General features: G+C 47.5%; 11 protein-coding genes. All 11 read left to right on the forward strand.

Annotation, left to right across the window (positions count from 1 at the left end):
• Positions 1-34: 34 nt before the first annotated feature.
• The 11 genes from J2Z66_RS26000 to J2Z66_RS26050 all read left to right on the forward strand — a co-directional run bounded on the left by J2Z66_RS26000 (position 35) and on the right by J2Z66_RS26050 (position 23,450).
• Complete coding sequence (locus tag J2Z66_RS26000; RefSeq protein WP_209975659.1) at positions 35-7,870, forward strand: S-layer homology domain-containing protein; 7,836 nt, start codon at positions 35-37, stop codon at positions 7,868-7,870.
• A gap of 67 nt (positions 7,871-7,937) precedes the next feature.
• Positions 7,938-8,969, forward strand: a complete 1,032-nt coding sequence (locus J2Z66_RS26005) for a zinc-dependent alcohol dehydrogenase (protein WP_209975660.1) — start codon at positions 7,938-7,940, stop codon at positions 8,967-8,969.
• Positions 8,970-9,090: 121 nt separating this feature from the next.
• Positions 9,091-10,293 carry an iron-containing alcohol dehydrogenase gene (locus J2Z66_RS26010; protein ID WP_209975661.1) on the forward strand — a complete coding sequence of 401 codons (1,203 nt, stop codon included), beginning with the start codon at positions 9,091-9,093 and terminating at the stop codon, positions 10,291-10,293.
• Positions 10,294-10,715: 422 nt separating this feature from the next.
• Positions 10,716-12,350: an N-acyl-D-amino-acid deacylase family protein gene (locus tag J2Z66_RS26015; RefSeq protein WP_245375844.1), complete on the forward strand. Its 1,635-nt coding sequence runs from the start codon at positions 10,716-10,718 to the stop codon at positions 12,348-12,350.
• Between the two features lie 103 nt (positions 12,351-12,453).
• Entirely contained in the window at positions 12,454-13,890 is a 1,437-nt protein-coding gene (locus tag J2Z66_RS26020) for an extracellular solute-binding protein (RefSeq protein ID WP_209975662.1), read from the forward strand.
• The gene (locus J2Z66_RS26025; RefSeq protein WP_209975663.1) at positions 13,891-15,285 is read left to right on the forward strand and encodes an extracellular solute-binding protein; all 1,395 of its coding nucleotides are present in this window, start codon (positions 13,891-13,893) and stop codon (positions 15,283-15,285) included.
• A gap of 185 nt (positions 15,286-15,470) precedes the next feature.
• A complete protein-coding gene (locus J2Z66_RS26030; protein ID WP_209975664.1) occupies positions 15,471-17,444 on the forward strand; it encodes a hypothetical protein in 1,974 nt (657 codons plus the stop codon).
• Positions 17,445-17,542: 98 nt separating this feature from the next.
• Positions 17,543-19,252 carry a polysaccharide deacetylase family protein gene (locus tag J2Z66_RS26035; RefSeq protein WP_209975665.1) on the forward strand — a complete coding sequence of 570 codons (1,710 nt, stop codon included), beginning with the start codon at positions 17,543-17,545 and terminating at the stop codon, positions 19,250-19,252.
• A gap of 12 nt (positions 19,253-19,264) precedes the next feature.
• Complete coding sequence (locus J2Z66_RS26040) at positions 19,265-20,530, forward strand: DegT/DnrJ/EryC1/StrS family aminotransferase (protein WP_209975666.1); 1,266 nt, start codon at positions 19,265-19,267, stop codon at positions 20,528-20,530.
• A gap of 279 nt (positions 20,531-20,809) precedes the next feature.
• The gene (locus J2Z66_RS26045) at positions 20,810-22,480 is read left to right on the forward strand and encodes an extracellular solute-binding protein (protein WP_209975667.1); all 1,671 of its coding nucleotides are present in this window, start codon (positions 20,810-20,812) and stop codon (positions 22,478-22,480) included.
• 13 nt (positions 22,481-22,493) lie between these two features.
• Entirely contained in the window at positions 22,494-23,450 is a 957-nt protein-coding gene (locus tag J2Z66_RS26050; protein ID WP_312894772.1) for an ABC transporter permease, read from the forward strand.
• The last annotated feature ends 5 nt before the right edge of the window (positions 23,451-23,455 follow it).

Here is a 23,455-nt window from a genome sequence, read left to right on the forward strand (position 1 = left end):
AAACAAATCTGGTGTTCGAAAAGGAGATGATCTCATGCGGAAGTATATAGCTTTGAGTATGGCGCTTGTTCTCATGTTCTCGTTCATTCCATTTGCAGCCAGAGGGATGGCCGCAGAACCTAACGGATCCGAGGGCAGCATCTTATCTAAGGGTACTAATGGCACTAATGACACTAATGGCATGCTCTTAAATGAACCTGAGGAGCCTGAGGAAGGTTATCCTGTGAAGGTGGATGCCAACAAGTGGGCGATTGTACGGGCAGCATCGGCGCCCCCGATTGTGGATGGGAAGCTGGACGAGAGCTTTTGGCAGCAAGCTGCGGGGCTTGGGGATTTCCGGACGACCTACTACAATAAGCCGGTGACGGATAGCCCGGAATATCGTATTTCTTATGATGATACGAGCTTATATATTGGAGGGGAATTCCAGCAGCAAGAAGGAGAGACGCTGTCCAGCATCGAGATCATCCTCCGTAAACCAGCTTCACCGCAAGCTTATTATGTGGCTTCGATTCCTGTTGATCCCACAAGCAGGCTAGCTTGGCTGAATTGGAAAGCTGGAGAAACGGCTGGAGGACAAAGCTTGCAGGAAATCAAGCTTAGCCCATTTCCGTTTGTGCTGAAAGAGAATGAAACGAACAGCACTGTGGGGATTGAAGCAGCCATTCCGTTATCCAGTTTCAGCATATCCGAGGGGATAGCTCCTGGCGAAGAATGGGGTGTAAACATCGTGCATGTGCACAATCTTAATACGCAGCCGATGATAGCCTGGGCGCCAATTCGCACGTCCATGTATGATGATACAGCACTGGAGCCAGGTGGGCCTGTCAATTTGCAGACGAATGTTCCGGATCAAAGCCGGTTCGGCAGTATATTTTTTGAGAGTTTTCCTGAGGGTGAGCCGTGGTTACCCTCAGAATGGGAATTGGATGATATTGGATTTACGGAAAAACAGTTGACCTTCAAGCGTGAAGTCACCAGTCCGCCTGTGCAGCTTCAGTATCGTTTAAGCTGGATAGATCCTAAAGGACATGAGCAGGAACTACTCCAGTTCTCGCAGGTGAATGACGGAGATTACAGCACGATTACATTTGAGCATCCTGCAGCATTAATTGAAGGCCAGTATCAGCTGCGAGTGTTGACCTATGAGAATGTTCCCGGGGATGGTCAGCTTGCCATCTACTCCTTTGACCGGCACAGCCTGATTGAAGCCGGGAATGCCAAGTACGCAGCGGGTTCTTCCGGTTCCGGGACTGCTCTGACACCTGTGACACCAGCTCCACCATCTTTGGAGGTGCAGGAGATCATGGACTTGATTCCGGAGCAGTCCGGCTTTGCAGAGGTGGGACTGCCGGAGAAGCCGAGCTTGACGCCGACATTCAGTCTGTATGCTTTATCTGCAGACGGCCAAAGTCTGGTTGCTGCTGACACGGGCACCGTGTATCCCAACGCTTTGTATCCGGAGACCCAGCATCTCACGGTCACAAATCGTAAGGGAGAGGCAATGGATTATCCGTATTACGAAGATGCCCAGGGCAAGAAATATTTTCTGTCGGCCCGTCTCTGGTATGAGCAGCGCGAGCGGGCGGTCGCCAGAACGAATGCTGTCGCTTCAGCAGATCCGCTAGGCGCAGCAAGACTTTTATATCAGTTCGTGCAAGCATTCGATGGTTACGTACCTATAACCAATCGCGGGCAAAATAGTTACCCTGCCTCTCCATCCTCCGGTCCGCCCTACAATATGTTTTCGGGTAACTGGAACATCTGGAATATAAATGATTTGAGAAGCATGAAGCCGCTGTTGTTAGCCTATGAGAAAGTGAAGCAGACCGATGCGTTCGAAGTGCTCAGTCTGGAAACCGGCGTTGATGTAGAGAAAGAAATCGTGGAAGGGATGTTTATTCCTTCGATTGATTTTGTACTTAGTTTACCTGTATTTAATTACAATGTGGATCCCTATATTTGGGAAGGGCTGATCGCTGCGGGTAAAACCCTGGATCGACCGGATTATATTCATCTGGCCGTGGAATGGATGAACCATTTTGTACGTACGTCATTTTTGGCAGATGGCTTCTGGAAAGAAGTCTCGTTGAGCTACCATAATCAAGTAGCGTATTTTATTGGAGTTGTTATGAGTGAGCTTCAAGGATACAGTGATCCACCGGGGTACATTTCGCCCCGTACAGGAAAGCGTTTTGATAATCTAGACTTGCAAAGCGAGTTTGCCATTCTTGATCGTATGGACAAAATCAGCTCTATTTTGGCTTATCCTAATGGGAAAGCGCTGCCTATACAGGATACATGGGCAGAGCTGGCAGGCAATCCGCTTCCTGATGCGGGTTCAGTGCTGCTGCCCTCCACTGGTATCGGCCGGTTGACACTGGGAGAAGGCGCGGAGCAATCGCAGTTATATATGATGTTTACTCCGAAAAACGGGCACCATCATTACGATCCTTTGAACCTTACGCTGTTCGCTGAAGGGCAGGAGCTGATGCCTGATCTCGGGTATACCTACACGAATTATGCACAGTTTACGTTATCTACGATTGCCCATAACACGGTTGTTGTGGACGGCAAGAATATGCAGTTTGACAGTGCCACGAAGGATGGGGGACGTATTGAGCGGTTCGTACCGGACGCAGACATGTTCCAAGTGATGCGGGCGAGCGACCCGGAGGCTTACCCGGAGACGAGTGAGTATAGCAGAGAGCCGTGGTTTATTCCATTTGCGGATGGGGAAGCGGATGGTCCTGGAGATGGGGGCAAGGGATACGTGCTGGACTTGTTTCGAGTTTCTGGTGGCGATCGTCATGAATATACGCTGCAGGGAGATGCGAACCGGAATGCATTATTCCGCACCGATCTGTTACTTGATACCTACGGTCCATACCTGCTGCCGCCTGGAACGGAGGTACAGCAGCCGAAAAACTACTATGATTTCGGCAGCGCGGAAGGCCAGTATCCCGGTTACATTTATGTGCGGGATGTTCAGCAGGCTGAGCTAGAAGGGGATCAGTACAAGGTAACCCTGACAACACTGGATGACAGCGGGAAGGAGCAGGCGAAGCTGGGTATTACCGGCTTACTTGAGTCAGGGGATAACGAGCTGTACTTGGGCAGATCGCCTTCGCTTCGCTCCACTCGCTTATATGGCGCGGGAAGCGCATACGATAATAATGAAGAAGCAGAGAAATACGATATGCCCAAGCTGGTGCTCAGACGCAGCGGCACGGATCTCAAGAGTACTTTTGTTACCGCAATGGAACCTTATCGGGGCACAGAAGGCCCGCGCATTGAGGTTATGGAGCGGCTGACCCCGGACCAAGCGCCAGAAGGGGCAGTTGCTGTAAAAGTGACGTATGGCGCAACGACTGACATTATTCTCAGTAACCCGGGGCATCCCGGTCAGCCGGTAGTCATTGGGGATATAACCCTTCTTGGAGAGCTTGGTATGATTCGTCTCACTAACGGTGTTGTGGAGAAGATGGAGCTGATCGGTGGAACTCTGTTGAAAAAAGGCAGCCAGGAGCTAACAGGAGCGGACTTGCTGACAGGAACGGTACGTAAAACATTACGCCAGGACAACGGGCAAGCGGCCGATGCGCTTGTTACAGATACGCCGGTACCGGATACTGCGATCGGCCGGTACATCATTGTGACACATCCGGATGGAAGCACAAGCGGATTCAAAATTGGGGATGTGAGAGAGGAGCAAGGACAGACGATTCTTGAGCTGGCCGAGCAAGATCCCGGATTTGAAATTTACCAGGATGGAAGCTCGCAGCAAGTATACTACCCGGCGAAGCACTGGAACGGACTGCATACGTTCACCATCGCTGATATGGAGGCGCAGGCGGGTGTGGAGCAGGCTGCTTTGCCAACCGGATCAGTGACAGGGACGGTATACGGGCCGGATAGCTTGCCGCTTCCCGGCGCCACAGTCAACTTGGCTGGATACGCTTCAATAACAGTCACTACAGACAACGAAGGTCAATTTCAGTTGTCTCAGGTGCCCCAAGGCAGCCATCGGGTATTGGCAGCTAAGCCAGAGCTTTCCCGGAAGGAATCCGGGATAGTCCAAGTGACCGCAGGTGAGACTGGAATCGTCTCCATTGCGCTGACTGACAGAACAGCTCCGAAATGGACCGAAGTAGTATCAGAGACAACCATTGGCGATGCTGTAGCATTTGGAATAGGAGATCCTATACAAGCGACCATTTCGGAGGATGGAGTTGTGTATCTGGTTCCTGCAGGAACGATGCCTACTTTGCCGAAGCTGGAGGCGGCGGTCATTACTGTAGGTGGCGTCGTGCAAGGGGTTAAGGCGTCGGGGCTGGCAGGCGTACCTATTGTGCTTGATACCAGCGGAGTAGCCTCAGGCAGCTATGTTCTGTATGCCATTGATTCCTATGGGAATAATTCAGATGGGTTCCCCGTTGTCAGCATACCGGATGATTTGACGTTCATCGATAACACGAATACGTCTATTGAATATTCGGGCGCATGGACAACGCTTGGGAATGGATCTGAAGGTAGCGGCTCGGTTTATTACGGGGACTCACAGGCATTTACGAAGCAGCCGGGTGCTTATGCGGATATCACATTTTATGGAATAGAGGCTCAGATGATTTCCTCAAAAAATATATCCCGGGGCAAGGCCATTATCTATGTGGATGGCGAGTATAAGGAAACAATCGATTTGTACAGCCTGGAGCCTAAATTTCAGCAGGTTATATTTGAGACAGGTGTACTCCCCAAAGGGGTGCATAAAATTAGAATCGAAGCAGCAGCGGATATAAATCCTGCTTCACAGCAGAACTGGGCTTGGGTAGTGTTCGATGCCCTGCGGGTGTTGAGAGAAGAGCAGCCGCCTCTAGAGCTGTCGGGAGTCACGAGTGGTCCGCTGGTCTCGGGCGAGCCTGTCTCGGCTAGGAGTTCCAGACAAGGGATCTTGTATCTTGTCCCGGCTTCAACAGAGCTGACGAAGGAAGCTATACAGACGGCAGCAAGCAGCAGCGGGTCATCCGTCTCAGTAACAGCTCAAGTGTACGGACATCTATCTACGGCAGGTCTTACCACCGGCATATACAAAGTTTATGCCATTGATGGGTCCGGGAACATTTCCGCAGGCTCCATTGATCTTACAATTGTAAACTCGCAAGACATGATGATCGATAGTGCGAATCCAGTTGTCCGGTATTCAGGCGCATGGAATATCGTTCCGGATGGCGGGGAAGGTGCCGGAGCGATATATTACGGCGGCTCGCAGGCGCATACGAAAGCACAGGGAGCTTATGCATACATCCCCTTCTATGGAACGGCAGCGCAGGTGATAGCTTCTTCGAGTTATTCACGGGGGAAAGCAAAGGTCTATGTAGATGGTGAATATAAAGAGACCATCGATCTTTACAGCGCTGAAACGCAATTTCAGAAAGTCGTCTATGATACTGGAACTCTAGCTGAAGGCATGCATGTAGTGAGAATCGAAGCGGCAAGGGAGGTTAACGCGAATGCCGATCCAGACTGGCCTTGGGTTGTGTTCGATGCGCTGCAGATAACCCCAGCTTTGCCTCCTGTACTGTCAGACGTGACGAGCGGCCCGCTTGTTTCGGGTAATTCTGTTTCCGCTGTAAGCTCCAAGCAAGGGACGCTTTATCTTGTACCAAGTTCAACGGAACTGACAAAGGTGGCTATAGAGACGGCAGCCAGAATTAGCGGAACATCCGCCGCAGTTACAGCTAATGTGTACGGTCATATGTCTACAGCTGCTCTCACCACGGGCGTATACAAGGTGTATGCGATTGACAAGGCCGGTAATATTTCTATAGGTTCGATGGATATTGAAGTTTTTGCTCCGGCAGCGAAGATCGACAATACGAATGCGGTTGTGAAATATTCGGGCACATGGAATATCGTTCCCAATGGTGGCGAAGGTGCCGGATCGATTTATTACGGAGGCTCGCAGGCACATACAAAGCAGCAGGGAGCTTATGTAGACATTCCTTTCTATGGCGCAGCAGCACAGGTAATTGCTTCTATGAATTTCTCGCGCGGGAAGGCAAAGGTCTACGTAGATGGCGAGTACAAAGCGACCCTTGATCTTTACAGTGCTGAGCCAGAGTTACAGAAAGTGGTCTATGATACAGGTGTTTTATCCGAAGGCATGCATGTAGTGAGAATCGAAGCGGCTGGAGAGTTCAATGCTAATGCTGATCCAGACTGGCCTTGGGTGGTGTTCGATGCGCTGCAGGTACAAAGCGGAGAGCAAGTGCCTCCTGTTGTGGTTGGCAGCTCTCCAATCAACGGAGCGGTGGACGTATCCCTGAATCAAGTTATTTCGGTGCAATTCAATCATTCCATAGCGGAAGGCACTTCTTATGCTGGCATTAATCTGATAAAACATTCCATTTCAGAGGTTTCAGAGGAAGAACCAGCAGAGGCATCAGTAGAGGCATCATTGGAGGTACCCGTCGAGGTAGCAGTGGTGATTGAAGGCAGCGGATTAAAAATTACACCTGTTGATAGTCTGGATCCTGGAAGCACATATACACTGACGATTCCGGCTACTGCGATAAAGGATCAGCATGCACATGAACTGGGAGAGCCGTATTCACTATCTTTTACGACCATGGAAGTTCCTGTAGACACGACAAGCCCGACATGGGCTGAGGGGAGTGCACTAACTGCTTCGGATGCAGCGCAAACGAGCATCAAGCTGAATTGGCCGGCAGCCTTAGATAATGTGGGTATAGACGGGTATCGTGTTTACGTGGACGAATCTGTTGTGGCAACTGTTTATACCAATTACAACAATTACACTGTTACTGGACTTGCAGCCAATACATCCTACAGTTTTATGGTCAAGGCTTTTGATGAGGCGGGCAATGAAAGCTCTGGATTAAGCCGAACGGCTGCCACATTATCCTATCCTCCAAGCAACAATCAGGCTTATGCCGAAAGGTCAGGAAATGCCAATCTGGAGAAATTGCAAGTGCTGCTAAAGGGCACAGCTCTTACTCTGTCACCTGCATTTGCCTCAAACCAATTAGCTTATACGGTTAAGACAGAAGCTGAGCAAGTTGAAATTTCTGTACAAACAGCACATTCAGCTTCCAAAGTGATCATTAATGGGCAGCCAGTTGGCAGTGGATTTACAGTGGATCTACAGGAAGGTAAAAACGAATTCAAGTTGGTTGTTACAGCGGAAAATGGAACCAAACAAACGTACACGCTGGATATTCTTCGGACGGTCTCGGAGTCTAAGGCCGAAAAGCCAGAAGGTACTGGTAAATCCGATAATCCAAAGGTAAGCTTTACGGATATTGTGGGACATTGGGCAGAGTCGGCCATTCAGGAAGCCGTGAAGCGGGGACTGATACAAGGCTATGAGGATGGAACCTTCCATCCAGAGGGTGAAGTGACCAGGGCTGAATTTATCACCTTGCTGGTGCGCGCGTTGGCATTGCCGATCATGCCGGTAAGTGCAGATGATATTCCGTTCATTGATGTAGCTAGCACCAAATGGTATGCGGGGGAAGTGTTGGCTGCTTACAAGGCCAAAATTATTCAGGGCGTGGACGAGCGGAGATTTGCTCCAAACGAGAAGATTAGCCGTGAGCAAATGGCCGTTTTGCTGGCGAGAGCCTACGCTTTCGTGTCTGACCGTTCTGTCACCGAAGAAAACCAGCTCTCGAAGGGCTATCGAGATGGTTCAAGTATCTCTCCTTGGGCGCTTACTGAAGTTAACCAGGTGCTTCAGCTAGGATTGATGCAAGGGAAAGGGAATGGAATTTTTGAACCGCATTCGAATGCGAGTCGTGCCGAAGCTGTGCAGGTTATGCTTAATTTGCTGAAGATCGAACAATTATAAAGAGCAGCGCGAGAAGGTGTCGGGTGACCGGCATCCTTCTTGTTTTGTTCACTAGAGGGGGGAGCTTATGTTAGTGAGGCGTCTGATGACAGTAGATGGAAAAGTCGTTCTTGCTGAGGCTCCGGAGGCTGAATTGCCAGCAGGATTTGTGCGGGTGAGGACGCTGTTTTCAGCTGTGAGTCCGGGAACGGAGCTGGCAGCGATCCGAGAACGGGCAGAACAGCCTGCTGCGCTAGGTTACAGTGCTTCAGGCATCATTGTTGAGCTGGGTGAGGGTGTGAGAGGCTTTTACGTAGGGCAGAGAATTGCTTGTTATGGAGCTCCTTATGTGGCTCATGCCACACAATTAAATGTACCTGTTAATCTGGTCGCTGCTGTACCCGATCATGTCTTTATGGAAGAAGCAGCGTTTGCTGGATTGGGAGCTATAGCGATTCATGCCCTAAGAACCGCGGATCTGCGGTTTGGAGAGTCTATTCTTGTTATAGGGCTTGGCATGATCGGCCAACTCATTGCCCAAATTGCCCATGCAGCGGCTTATTCGATAGTGTCTTTTGAACGAGATGAGCAGCGCGCTGCACGCTTCCGGGAATATGGTATTGGCCAGGTCTACAGTGAGCGTAGTGCATTGGAGCAAGGGATTGCAACTGTCACAGGTGGGCATGGTGTTGATAGTGTCCTCTTGTCAATCGGAGGCTCATCGGATACAGATGAAAATACGGATACGGATAAACAAACATGGATCGACCATGCGCTTCATTGGATTCGCGACCGTGGCACGATTGTTGTGGTAGGAGGTTTGGACACCTCATTTTCGAGGGAACTGATGTTCAGTAAGGAAGCGAAGGTGTTAATTTCCCGGGCAGGCGGGCCAGGGCGATATGATGAGGCCTATGAGCGTTACAGCCGTGATTATCCGCTTGGTTATGTGAGATGGACGGAGGGGCGTAATATCGCCGAGTATATTCGACTGCTCTCCGATCAGCGTATTGCGGTCAAATCGTTAATTACACACAAAGTTCCTATGGAGCAAGCTGAGTGGGCTTATGGGAATTATCAATCTTCTGAACTTGTGATGGGGACGTTATTTACTTATTGAAAAAAGAGGTTATCAACATATGGTTTACATATAGCGTGAATTCCATTATGATTTACTTTGAATAAAACAATGGTTTTATTAGATGAAACTAATTAGTGATTGATAAAGGGAGGCAACATTCATGACTTTGTCCAGACTGGTTTATACTCCACTTAACTATATCGGATGGGGATCGTTAGAGAAGCTATGGCCGGAGGTGGCGAAATATTCACCATTGCGGATTTTGCTGATAACGGATTCAATCTTGGAGAAATTAGGTATGATTGAGCCTATTACGTCAAAGCTGAAGCAGCAGGGCTATGATGTAAGTGTATATACAGATGTGGTTCCCGATCCTCCACTCGAGCTTGGCGAGAAGCTGGTCGCCTATACAAGAGATGGCGGCTTTGATCTGGTCATTGGAATCGGAGGTGGCAGCGCTATGGATTTGGCAAAGCTGGCCGCCGTAATATCCGCGAATGAGGGCAAGGTTGCCGATTATTTGAATTTGTCAGGAAATAAGAAGCCGCAGCATAAAGGGCTGCCCAAAATTTTGATTCCGACTACTTCCGGCACAGGCTCTGAGGTGACCAATATCTCGGTGCTTTCGCTGGAAACAACTAAAGACGTGATCACGCATGATTATTTGATGGCGGATGTGGCCATCGTTGATCCACAGCTTACTGTTTCTGTTCCGCCTCGTGTTACCGCCGCAACGGGTGTGGATGCACTGACGCATGCTATTGAAGCCTATATTTCGGTCAATGCGAATCCTATCACAGATGGTCTGGCGCTGCAGGCAATACGCCTAATTAGCGGCTCGCTTAGGCAAGCGGTGGCCGACGGGCAGGATCGACAAGCGAGAATCGATTTGAGCTATGGAAGCCATATTGCCGGAATTGCCTTTTTCAATGCGGGCGTAGCTGGTGTTCATGCTCTTGCTTATCCGCTTGGCTGCCAGTTCCATGTCTCGCACGGGGAATCCAATGCGGTTCTGCTGCCTTATGTGATGGGCTATATCCGCAGCAGCTGCATAAAACGTATGGGGCATATTTTAGAAGCAATGGTTGGTCATACGAGTAACTTGTCGGAAGAAGAGGCCTCAAGGAAATGCGTGGAAGAGCTGGTAGGACTGGTCAGAGATGTTGGCATCCCGAACACGCTGCGTGGGTTTAATATTCCTGCAAGCGCATTGGAGAGTTTGACGGAAGACGGAGTCCAGCAGAAAAGGCTGCTTGCCCGCAGCCCTCTGCCGCTGCATAAAGAGGATATCCGTACCATTTACCAGTCGGCCTTTGATGGGGTCATCACTGAGCAGGTGAATGCTAGACCGATATCTGAATAGAAAGCATGTAGGAAACCCATTTTTGGTTTTTAACCAGGAATGGGTTTTTATGCTGGATTTTACGCTGGTTTTGTCATTACTTTTTTATGAAAAGTTTGAACGAAGCAGCAGTGGACATAAGGTACGATAATTCCCCGAAATAAGGCTCTTTCTAAAATTAACGGACATGACAGCGCTTATTTGCTCTGAATAGGGCTAAAACAGGAGCAAAAAAGACCAATAAGGTCTTCTGTGTCCGTTAGCATGATAAAATCAGGTGATTTTACCACAATAACGTCCGTGATGTCCGTAAGCATGTCGCCGAGCATAGCAAGTCGATCTTGTGAAAAGAAAATAGCCGGGTTATAATGGCGGATAAGAAGTGTATAATTTTTCATTTAAGTTATTATGAAGTATAAACTTCAAGGCGAGGAGAGCTAAATATGTTGGATAGGGCGGATATGGTAGATAAGGCAGATAAGGCAGGCAAGCTGGATATACTGGATATGGTGATTCGAAACGGGCAAGTGTATGACGGAACGGGGAATCCCTGGACGAAGCTGGATATCGGGATTAGCGGCGGCAGAATTGTCAGGATGGGCAATCTTTCGGAGGAACAGGCGAAGGTAGAGATTGATGCTGAAGGACTGGCTGTCGCTCCCGGATTTATTGATACACATGTACACTCCGACTTGCTTTGTACGAGGCCGGAGATTCATCATGTCAAGGTGCTGCAAGGTGTAACGACGGAGCTGCTGGGACAAGATGGCATATCTGTGGCGCCAGTGTCAGAGCAGACGAAGCCCTTATGGCAGCAGCAGTTAAAAGGGTTGAATGGTGACATAGGTGACTGGCCATGGAATACGGTTGAAGAATATTTAAGCTTTCTGGAGCAGTCCAGGCTTGCTGGAAATGTGATGTACCTGGTTCCTCATGGCGCTGTCCGATCGCTGGTTATGGGCTTTGCAAACCGCAAGGCTTCATCGGAAGAGATGCGGCAAATGCGTGAACTGGTGGAGATCGGCATGCAGCAGGGGGCGGCGGGAGTTTCCAGTGGTCTTGTTTATCCGCCCAATGTGTTTTCAGATACAGCTGAAATTATTGAGATCTGTAAAGGTGCGGCCAAATATGATGGTTGTTTTGTGGTGCATGTTCGTAATGAAAGCAGTCATTTTCTGGAGGCTGTGGAGGAAGTGATTGATGCAGCACGCCAGTCGGGGGTGCGTCTGCATATTTCACATTTTAAAGCGATTGGGCAAAAGAACAGGCAGAAATTCGCTTCAGCGCTGACTTTGATGGATAAGGCGAGGGAAGAAGGCATTGAAGTTACGTTTGACCAGTATCCCTATACGGCTGGCTCGACTGTGCTGCATGTAGTGCTTCCGCCATGGATGCATGATGCTGGCACTGAGACATGTATAAAGCGTCTAGCTGATCCCCAAATTCGTAAGCGTATAGAGTATGATTTGGAGCATAACGATGATTATGAGAACTGGGTCAAAAGCTGCGGCTGGGAGCATATCGTGATTTCGTCTGTCGCTTCTGAGCAAAATCGTGGGCTTGAAGGCAAAAGTGTTGCAGAAATTGCCCGGATCAAGGGGAAGAAGCCGACGGATACGGCGTTTGATTTATTGATGGAGGAGAACGGCAGCGTGGCGATGATTGTCCATTGGGGGCAGGAGGAGGATGTGATGCAGGCGATGGCTCATCCGCTGCAGATTGTTGGTTCTGACAGTATTTTTGGCGGCAAGCCACATCCCAGACTTTATGGAACTTATCCGCGAATACTTGGACGCTATGTAAGGGAGAAGCAGGTGCTTACGCTCTCACAGGCGATTCGGCAAATATCGGGTGCGCCAGCACAGCTTCTGCGGCTCAAGGAACGAGGACTGCTGCGCGAGGGATTCTGGGCTGATGTGGTCGTTTTCGATCCAGCGACGGTTGCAGATCGTTCTACTTATGAAGATCCGCTGCTGGAGCCAGTGGGGATCGAGTATGTAATTGTGAATGGGCAGATGGCTGTTGAACGAGGCAGCTATATGGGCATTACGGCAGGCAGGGTGATTCGCGGGGATTGAACTGAACTATGCCCAGTGAAAAGCCTTTAGAATAAGAAATAATAGTGCTATAATAATAGTACATTGGGCATACCTACTGAAATTCAGTGCAAGGAGTAAGAGCATGCAGAGAGAAACTGAGTTCCTCTACCGGGAGCTGGCAGATATTCTACGTAATCAAATCCATTCCGGTTTAATCAAACCTGGAAGTCTTTTAATGTCGGAAAGTGAGATGTGCACCAAATACAGGATTAGCCGGACCTCCGTCAGGAAGGCATTGGATGTTTTGCTGGAAGAGGAGCTAATTGTCAAAATACATGGAAAAGGCACGCTGGTTTCGCCAAATTTCAGACTGAATGGAGACGACAACCATACGCTGGTCATCGTCACTACGTACCCTTCGAATTATGCAAAAAAGGGGCTGCCCATTCTTATAAGAAAATTTCAGGAACGGTATCCGGATTATAAGGTGAAGGTGCTTCCGATTCCTTACGAGGAAGATGCTTATTTTCGGGATATGCATCAATTTGAAGCAAGTCCTGATCTTTTTTTAATCAGGGATAGTGATTTTCAGCAAATTCCCCATCAAACTTGCAGTCCACTTGATGAATTGATCAACGATGGTGTGCTCGATATTCCGCCAACGCTGGTTGAAGCATTCAAACGCAATGGCCGCTTATACGCGCTTCCCTGTACATATTCTCCGATCTATTTAGCGTATAATCCTGAATTGTTTGCTGCTAATGGGGTAAAGCCTCCTGATTCCTCCGGAACCATCGAGCAGTTCATCGATACAGCGAAGAAGCTGACGATGGAGACACATGAAGGTGCATCAAAGCGAGTGTACGGATTTGCAGTGAATGCCCGGATCGACCGTTGGCTGCAGTTTTTATTAAATAAATCGTCGCTTTCACAAAGTAAGCCACAAGTGGTGCCGCTGTTTTTGGATAATGGACAATTTGATTGGCAGTCGTTTAGAGAGGTGCTGCAGTTTTTGCAGGATGCCTTGTATCGCCATCAGTTTTCTCCCGTTTATTCGGTGAGTAATGAAGAATTAACGCATGAGCTGTTTGAAAAAGGACATATTGCCATGCTGCTAACCTCCACATTGGCGTTTGATATGAACCCGCTGCGGTTTGGAATGGCTTCGCTTCCTTTTGGCGCCCATCAACATCATCTGTTTATTTCTAATATCGCGCTGATTAACAAATTCAGTAAAAGGCAGGAGATGGCGAAGTTATTTCTCTCCCTGTCGTTAGAGCCTGAGGTGCAGCGTGAGATTTCATTGTCTACGGGTCTTCTTGCGGTGTCGATGGAAATAAACAAAGAGCTTCTGGAGGAACACCAGCTGCAAACGTATGGATTAACAGAAGGAGAGCTTGAGCATTGTAAGTTTCTTCATCAAGTGTTCCCGAATATGGATCTGCTGGACGCTTTGACGGATGAAATGAAGTATTTCTGGACAGGCTTAGAAAGCCCTGATGTACTCATAGAACGTTTACAAGAGCTTGATTTTTTGGGGAACAATACGTTGGACTATGATCTCAAGGAGCAGTTATAGATGCAAAGGGAAAATGATTTTTTATATCAGGGACTTGCGGATATGCTGCGTAGTCAAATTCACTCCAGTCTGGTCAAGCCGGGAAGTCTTCTATTGTCTGAAAATGAGATGTGCGCCAAGTATAATGTTAGCCGCACCTCCGTTAGAAAGGCACTGGCTATACTATTGGAAGAAAAGTTAATTATCAAGCAGCATGGAAAAGGAACGATGGTTTCTCCGACATTCAAGTCGGATGATACGGACAGCAATACGCTGGTGATCCTTGTTCCATATCCATCCAACTATGCCAGTAAAGGCTTTCCCATTCTAATTAGATTGTTTCAAGAGCGCTACCCGGAAACGAAGTTTAGAGTTATCCCGGTTTCATACGAAGATGATACGTTCCTCCAGGATTTACTCCAATTTGGCATTATTCCGGATCTGATTCTTGTTGGTGATAGTGATTTTCAGCAATTGTCTCACCATGGTTTCTGCCCATTAGATGAGATGGTCAAGGGTATCTCTGATATTCCGCCAAATCTTCTTGAGGTATACAAGCAAGAGGGGCGTTTATATGCGCTTCCTGTAACTTATTCTCCTGTATATCTGGCCTATAATAACGATTTGTTTTCAGCTAATAGCGTTGAAGCTCCTAGCCCCTCTTGGACATTCGAACAGTTGATTGATGCTGCGAAAAAATTGACGATTGATATTGATGGTGACGCTTTGAAGGAAATCTACGGATTTGCTATCAATAATCAGTTAAACCGGTGGGTCCCGTTTCTCATAAACCGCTTGTCGTTTTCACGAAGCTATCAAGCCGTAGATGCTGTGTCCGAGGAAGACAATTTTGATTGGCAGCTGTTTAAAGACGTCTTAGAATCCCTGCAGGAAGCGATTTATGTGCATCAGATTTCTCCGGTCTATTCGGTCGGTGATCCGCCATTAACCCAATGGCTTTTTGAACAAGGCCACATCGCCATGATTCTCACAACAACACTGGCGTTTAATTTGAACCCGTTGCAGTTTGGAATGGCTTCGCTGCCGTTTGGCACTGATCAAAGCCATGTCATCGTTTCTAATGCGATGCTGATTACTGAATTCAGCAAAAGGCAGGAGCTGGCCAAGCGCTTTCTCTCCCTGACTTTAGAGCCTGAGGTGCAGCGTGAAATCTCCTCATCTACGGGTCTGCTTGCAGTATCCTTGGGAATAAACCAGGAACTTCTGCAGGAAAATCAGTTGACGACGTTGGGCTTAACAGAAGGCGTACTGGATAATAGCAAATTCATTCACCAAGTGTTCCCCGATATCGATAATTGGGATAAATTAATTGAAGAGATGAAGTATTTCTGGGCAGGCCTGGAGAGCGCGCCAACACTTATTGAACGTCTGAAGACACTGAATTTGTTCAAGTGATGCAAGAGGTAAAATACGCAAATAAAATTGGATTGAAACAAAACCTGGTGGCTGAGTGGCATTAGGTTTTTTCTTCGTTTTTTTCTGTTGACATGATAAAGGCGGTAAAATATAATACGAGTTAGTTATGAGAAACAAGTTAGTTACAAGTCTTCAGTTACAAGTTTTCATTGGAGGTGGAAGGTATGAGCAATGCAGCGAATAGTCAGACATGGCAGGGGGAAATCATCCGGGCAGCAATACCCCCATGCAGAGATCCATTCATTAACACATTCCTGCTGCCGCTAGGTCCAGGGGAGGATGGGGAGGAGCGTTTCTGGATATCTTCGTGGAACGGCAAGTCTGGCTCCATGGGTGTGCTTGTTACAGAAAGTGGTAAGGAGCGAGTGTACCGGTTTTCTCCGCCCAATTATGGTTTTTACAGTGCGGCACAGGAGGATCAAGACACCCTTTGGCTGTGCGGCGATCTGTCGAAGGTAGTTCGGCTTACCTTAAGTACCGGTGCGATTGAGGAATATGACACAGGAGCTCCATCAGCTTTGGTATTCCAAGGCATGGCCATTGATCACAAGACAGGGAAGCTGTTTGCAGCAGCCTATCCAGAGTCAAGGACGGCCGGATTTTCCTTTGATTATCTCAATCGTCGACCCGTTAAAGTTTACCCTGATACTTGCAAAGAGCTCTATATGTGCTCAAGCTTTCCTGCTGGAGAGGGGACTCATTGTGTAGTCATTTATAATCCAGGGATATCTGTGCTTCATTGGGATCCACTAGCGGAAGAAATGGAAGCGGTTTCTCTGATGGAGCTGGCGGGCGATCAACAGGCGCCATTGTCGAAAAGCTACGGGATCAGCCGTTTGATCCGTAATGATGAAGGACAGTGCTATTTCCCGGATCGAGGATGGTACAACCCGATTACCCGCAGTTTGACAAGAGAAGGCCCCAGGCCTGAAGAGGAAATGACATGGTTTGCAGTTAGCGGCCATTTGGCTTGGGGCGCTTCTTATGATGCTAACCATATGAAGGTTGGATTATGGGATATGAATCAGGGGCAGGTTGCCATCATCTGTACGATTCCTGACTGTACAGCGGGGTCCGTTAATTTGACAGCTGACAGGAAAATCGTAGCGGTTAATTTGTATGGGGAGTTTTATCGTTATGATGGACTGACAGGTGTGCTGGAGCTGTTCCGAAGCTTGCCTACAGATTCAATAGCAGAAGTAGATTGTCTGCGGCGCATCGATAAGGACAGATTGCTGGGCACTCCCTTTATTACACAACGCTTCTGGGAAATCAATCTCCAAACAGGTGAAGGTAAGGATTTCGGCAGAGCTGCCCCTGGTGTTGGCGAAATTCTGCAAACCTGGAAGCTTGGAGAGAAGATTTATATGGCCGCGTATACAGAGAGTGAATTGGTGGAATATGATCCAGGGAAGCGGGCTTGTTTTCCGGAAAATCCACGTGTTGTTGCTAAGCCTCCTGGAGGAATGAGGCCCGTTGCAGCGGCAGATAGAGGCAGTATTCTCTTTTATGCGAGCAGTCATTACTATGGGAAATTAGGCTGTACTTTAACAAAATATGATACGGCAACAGGTGTGGCGTTGTACAATGATGATCCGCTTCCGGGTCAAACCATGCGCAGCTTGTGTCCTGATAACAGCACTGAGAGCTTGCTTGCAGGTACGACGATGTGTGCCGATGTGAATAGCTGCGTGCCGGTGTCGAGTCTGTGTTATTTTGCCCGCATTGATATCGATGATCTTTCTGTTATTGAAACCATTGCTGCTCCGCCAGGGACAAAGCTCGCCACAGTACACGGGCCCATTGGTGTTGGTGAGTATTTATGCTCAGTTACAGGTGATTTCCCGGAAAATGCGGGTTATTGGTTTATTCTATCTGTGGATAACTTTAGCGTGCCGGAGCTGGATCAGATGCAGCCCTTGCCACCCCATATGCAGAAGCTGATACCAACTGACATTCCCGGGTTATTTGTGTTCCATATTCACGATCAGATTGAATTGTGGGATATGCGCGGGCGGCCAAGTATGCAGGTATTGTATAAAGATCCGGATGTGTACCACTGTCACTCAGAGGGAGCCTCTGTGTACTTGGTCAAATCCAAGGAAATTCTGATTCTTGAAAACTGTCTGGTGAATTAGATTGACAGAACGAAAGGTGAAAAATATAATATAAGTTAGGTACAAGATACAAGTTAGAGTTAAGTTTGGAACGTGATGGGATCGAGGAGGATACGGAAATGAAAATGGCACAAGTTGGAATCTTCTTGGATCGTAAAGTGGCTGAAGACCGTTGGAAATACGGATTGAATGTATTTGAAGGGTATTATTCAGAAATTTTATCCCATGCAGGTATTCCTTTCCAAGTACTTGACCAGAAAGAGCAAATCGGAGATAGCAAGCTGGATCTATTGATCGTTGCTCTGGAAGCGGATGATGAGGAAACGGCAGCTGCAATCTGGAAGTTTGCTGAATTAGGCGGAGTGGTCATTTCATATGGCGGCTTAAACAAATTGGCCAAGAAATTAAATTGTACAATAAGATCATCTGGATGTGCAGGCTATGCGGACGTGTCTGAGCTAAGCGATATTCCGGAAGGATTAAGATATTTACAAGCCGTTCCGTGGACCATAGATCATGTGGGTGCAAATCGCTCCATTGGATTAGCAGGTTTGCTGCATCAAGGGGAACCTTCAGGCAAGGTACTTGGTCCCGCGAAGATAAGCTTTTCTGTGGGAAAAGGTGTCATCGAACGTTGGGCTGTTCAGCTCATGAGTACAATCGTGGGCTTTCAGCAGGGAACCATGCCGATACTTAAAGATGGTATTCCCGCACCTGATGGCACAGCAAATGTAGACGAAGGCATACTTAAAGCGGATGATGGCATCGAATTGGATTGGGAGCTGGACCGCGTCATAACGGAGACAGGGAATCCTTATTTCTCACTTCCATATGCTGATCTATGGAGGGAAGTATTAATCTCCCAGCTTCTTAAATCTGCAATCGCCAAGGGATTAACGCTGCCGTTTCTTGGAGCTTGGCCCAAGGGTATTTCCCATGTAGCAATGATTTCCCACGATAGTGACTTGAACGAAGACGTAACCGCAGTAACGACCCTGGATGTATTGAAGCAAGCGCAGATTCAATCGACCTGGTGTATGATCGAGCCGGGCTACAGTCCATTTATTTATGAGCGGGTCAAACAGGAAGGACATGAGCTTGCTTTTCATTATAATGCCGTATCTATGGATAACGGGCATTGGGGAGAGGAAGAATTTCAGCGCCAGCTGAATTGGTTTAAGGAAGCGACAGGAGAAACGGAAGCGGTATCGAACAAAAATCACTATACCCGCTTTGAAGGCTGGGGAGAGCTTTATGAGTGGTGTGAAACTCATGGTATTTCTTCCGATCAAACCAGAGGGCCTAGCAAGATGGGGAATGTTGGGTTTTTATTCGGCACTTGTCAGCCTTATTTTCCAATCGCCTGGTGGAATCAGCAAAACCGTCTCTATGATTTGCTTGAGATAGGCTTCCTTACACAAGATATGGATATCGGCTGCTGGGCAGATACTACAGTGATTGAGCCTTTCCTGCAGCAGGTTAAACGGGTGGAAGGTGTCGCTCACTTTCTATTTCATCAAGTTCATTTGCATCATACGAAAGAAGCGCACGCAGCCTTACTCACATTTGTTGCCAAAGCAAAGGATAGCGGTTTTACGTTCTGGACCGGCAAGCAGATTAATGACTGGGTTCGGGCGCGAAGAAAAGTGAACATCAAAGGATTTGACGCATCGGGAGAAATTGTCCTGCAAGGGTTAGATGAAGCTCCTGAAGTGATTGTATGGATTCCTGTCCTGAATAACGAAAGCATTCCTTCATCCGAGCATATAGAAGTGCGGTACGGAGTGAAATGTATCAAGCAGCAGGCAGCCTATCCAATTTCAAAATGAGGTGTTCATGAGATGGAGAAATTAGCAATTCACGGTGGAAAACCTGCACGCAGCAAGCCGCTGCCACCCAACTATCCCGGTGCGGTGCTGATGGGAGCGGAAGAAGCGGACGCGGCGGCACAAGTCATTCACGCACAATCTCCTTTTCGCTACTATGGTCCAGAACCTGTCTTTACCGTAAAAGCACTCGAGGATCAGATATCCAGGGATATGAATGTGCCTTATGTGCTAGGTGTAACATCATGTACAGCCGGTCTTATAATTGCATTAAAAGCGTTAGGTATTGGCTATGGAGATAAAGTGATTGTACCTGCGAACACCTTTATTGCAACGGCTGGGGCAGTCATTTGCAGCAATGCGGTTCCAGTATTTGTGGATGTGGATGATACATTAAACATGGATCCGGATGATTTGGAACGTGTCATGGATGACGAAGTGAAGGCTATTATTGCTGTGCCTATTCTGGGAAATCCTTGCGATATGCAGCGAATTATGAGCTTCGCCGAGAAGCACAATATTTATGTCATAGAAGATGTGGCCCAATCTTGCGGAATAAAGCATCATGGACGATACGCCGGTACGATCGGGCATGTGGGTGTGTTAAGCTTTCAGATGAATAAAATACTGACAGCGGGTGAGGGTGGCGCCATTATTACGCATTCTGCGCAAATTTTTGAGCGTGCGGCCCGCTATCATGATCAAGGCCTATTTAGGGATAAACAGCGCTATAACCTGGAATCTTCGGATGAAGAAAATGCTTTTGCCGGGCAGAATTATAGAATGAGTGAGATTACAGGAGCTGTAGCCTTAGCCCAATGGGGGAAGCTGAACGAAATTCTTACGAACATGAAAACCCATTATACGAACATACAGCAAGCCCTTTCCTTGGAAATCCCAACGCTTCAGTTTCGCAGGGTCATAGACACTGAAGGGGATATCGGATCCAATCTGGGTATGATTCTGCCAACGAAACAAATGGCTGAGCTGTTCACTGACGCTCTGAATGCGGAGAATATCAATACGGCTATATTGTATAATGGGAAACCAGTGTACATGAATCCCCAGATCTTTCATCAAAGAACGGCGGAGAAGCATAATTTCCCCTTTGATTTTAAATTTAAACATGCAGTGGAATATACAGAAGAGATGTGTCCCCGGGCAGCAGATTTGATTGCTAGAACGGTTTATTTGCCCATTAGTCCAATTTTAACTGAAGCAGATACAAGTGAAATTATTGCCGGTATTATAAAAGTATATGCCGCTGTCAGCTCGGCCTAACCTACTTGCTGCGATACAAACAAAACTTAGGACTAACGTTTGATGCTATACGATCAAGCGTTAGTTCGCATTCCAGCGGCTTTCTGAGCGAAGGAGGGATGGGAAGTACAATCAAATGAAAGCGGATACATATATTTTTTCTGTGAGGGCTGATGAAGCATAAATCTCTATTGACAGACCGGAAGTGAATCATTTAATATGAGTTAGTAACAAGATACATGTTAGATATGAGTTAAAAGAAAGCGCTTCAAAAAATGAAAGAAGAGAGGGTTGATCCAATTGAGTAAACGTAAATGGTTCTGGGCCGTGCCGATGATGTTGGTTGTATTACTACTTGTATTGGGAGGGTGTTCCAAGGAGAATGACGGCGGTGCTAATTCTCCTGCACCTTCAACTGATTCAGAAACGAACGCTGTATCAACGCCTAAAGCGGATGAGCCTCCGGCTAATCTTACCTTTTTCTACAGTAATTCAGGTGTGCCGCATCCTGAGGGTGTCGACCCCAATAACAATCCATTCTTAGACATCGTGAACAAGCTTGCTAATGTGAAATTGAAGGTTGAGGTGCCCAGCTATCAGGAATTTGAAACCAAATTCAACTTGCTGATGGCATCAGGTAAGCTGCCCGATCTTGTACATACCCCTTACTTAAGCGTAGCCGAAAAAAGTGGGGATGATGGTGCCTTTATCGATCTTAAGAAATACTATGACAATTCACCCATCATCCAGAAAGTGATCAGCAAAGAGATGATGGAATTGACCAAATCAAAAAGCGGACATTATTATCGCATTCCAATGGCTTGGGACAAAGCACCGCAAGGATCAGGTCTGGCTGTCAGGTTCGATCTTCTTGAGAAGTATAACGAAGGAAAGTTTCCGGCAACGGTTGAAGAATACGTAGATGTGATGTATAAAATCAAAAAAGCAAATCCAAAGGCCATCCCGATGACTAATCGTGTTGTAGGTGCATCCATGTTAACCTATGGCGGGGATACCCTCTATCAATTATTGGGCGCGGCCCCTTATGCAAACCGGATAAAAGGCGATCAAGTGATTCCGAACTTTGGAACCCCGGAGTTTATGAAAGCGACGAAGATCATGAGACAGTTGTACACCGATGGCATTCTGGACAAAGAATTTTCTACCAACAGTCTGGATAAATGGTCAAGGATTATTAGTGGAGATTTCGATACGCTCATGGAATGGAACACAGCGGATCAAATGCCATATAAGGGCGAAGGCGCGATAAAAAATACAAATCCGCTTACCAAAGAAGCCAGATATGTGGTAGCTCCTCCAATCCAGGTAGATCCTGTTGTTTCGAATCCGCTGTATGTGGAATCCTTTAAAGCTCTGCCGGTTATTGATCATGGCGTCTATATTTCCAGCACCTCGAAAAATCAGGACGCTGCCTGGAGAGTCATCGAGGCACTGGCCTCAGATGAACTGGATGAAGCGATCTGGTATGGCTTCGAAGGAGAGCATTATACCGTAGGAGCAGATGGAAAGAAAATCGTCGATTTCCAAAAGCTTGAGGCAGATAAAGCTGTTTCCTGGGCGTTCCACCTTCATTTGATACGCGGCTTTGTTAGCGGACAGGAAGCGATGAAGGAGAAATCAATGGCCATTATGGGCGAAGAATACGGCAAATTTGTATTTGATAGTATGATCCCCATGCAGCAGCAAGCAGATAAAAACGGTATTCACCCACTTACACTTGTAGAGCCTAAGCTTTCTGATGAGTCGGCTGCGAAAAGAACGGAAATGAATGAGTTTATTTCCAAAGCACTTGCCGAAGCCATCATGAGCCGGATTAGTATGGAAGAGCTGGATCAGAGAATTGCAGAGTTCAATACGAAATACGGAACTGTTTTTGCAGAGCTCACTCAAATCTATAAGGATATCAAACCGGAGCTGCCTGCTTTGGGAGTCAAGGTTGTTAACTGGTAGAGGGGGCGAGCATGTGTCAGATGGAACTGTAAATGTGATCTCAACAAAGCCGGGCCTGCCCAGACGCAAAAAAATTCAATTGGGCAGACAGCTTGCCTTGTACATCTTAATGGCCCCAACGATCCTGTCCTTGTTTATTTTTAATTACATTCCGATGTACGGTGTTATTATTGCCTTTCAGGATTATTCGGTTTTTAAAGGCGTGATGGGCAGCGATTGGGTAAGCCTGAAGCATTTCACCAAGTTCCTAACGGATGACAGGTTCTGGTCAGTTATGCAGAATACGTTGATTATCAACTTCTACGATTTATTATTTGGATTTACAGCTCCCATTCTGTTTGCCCTGCTGGCAAATGAAATTTACAACAAAAAGTTTAAACGGATCATGCAGACGGTCTCCTATTTGCCGCATTTTTTATCCTGGGTCGTTGTGGCCGGCTTATTCTATGCTATTCTTTCCCCATCCGCTTCGGGCTTAGTCAACAATGCCTTGGTCTGGCTGTTCGGGATTGAGCCGATATTTTTTATGACAGAGCCGGGCTTGTTCAGGGGGATCGTTGTTTTTGCGGACATTTGGAAAAGTGTAGGCTTTTCAGCCATCTTGTATTTCGCCGTTATTGCAGGCATCGACTCCAGCTTGTATGAAGCTGCCTGGATTGATGGGGCTAACCGTGTACAGCAGGCTATTTTCATTACCTTGCCTGGTATGGCGCCGATGATCGTACTGATGTTTCTGCTCAAAATTGCTTCCATATTCGGCATTGGCTTTGAACGGATCTTTCTCATGCAAAATCCGCTCGTCTACGATAAGTCTGATGTAATCGCTACGTATGTGTATCGGATAGGGCTGGAACAAGCCCAGTACAGCCTTACAACAGCTATTGGACTGACGCAAAGTCTGCTGGCATTTGTGTTATTGATTAGTGCGAACTGGGCTTCCAAACGGGCTGTTGGTATGGGACTATATTAAGGGGG

The sequence above is a fragment of the Paenibacillus eucommiae genome, assembly GCF_017874215.1.
GTDB classification, from domain to species: domain Bacteria; phylum Bacillota; class Bacilli; order Paenibacillales; family NBRC-103111; genus Paenibacillus_AI; species Paenibacillus_AI eucommiae.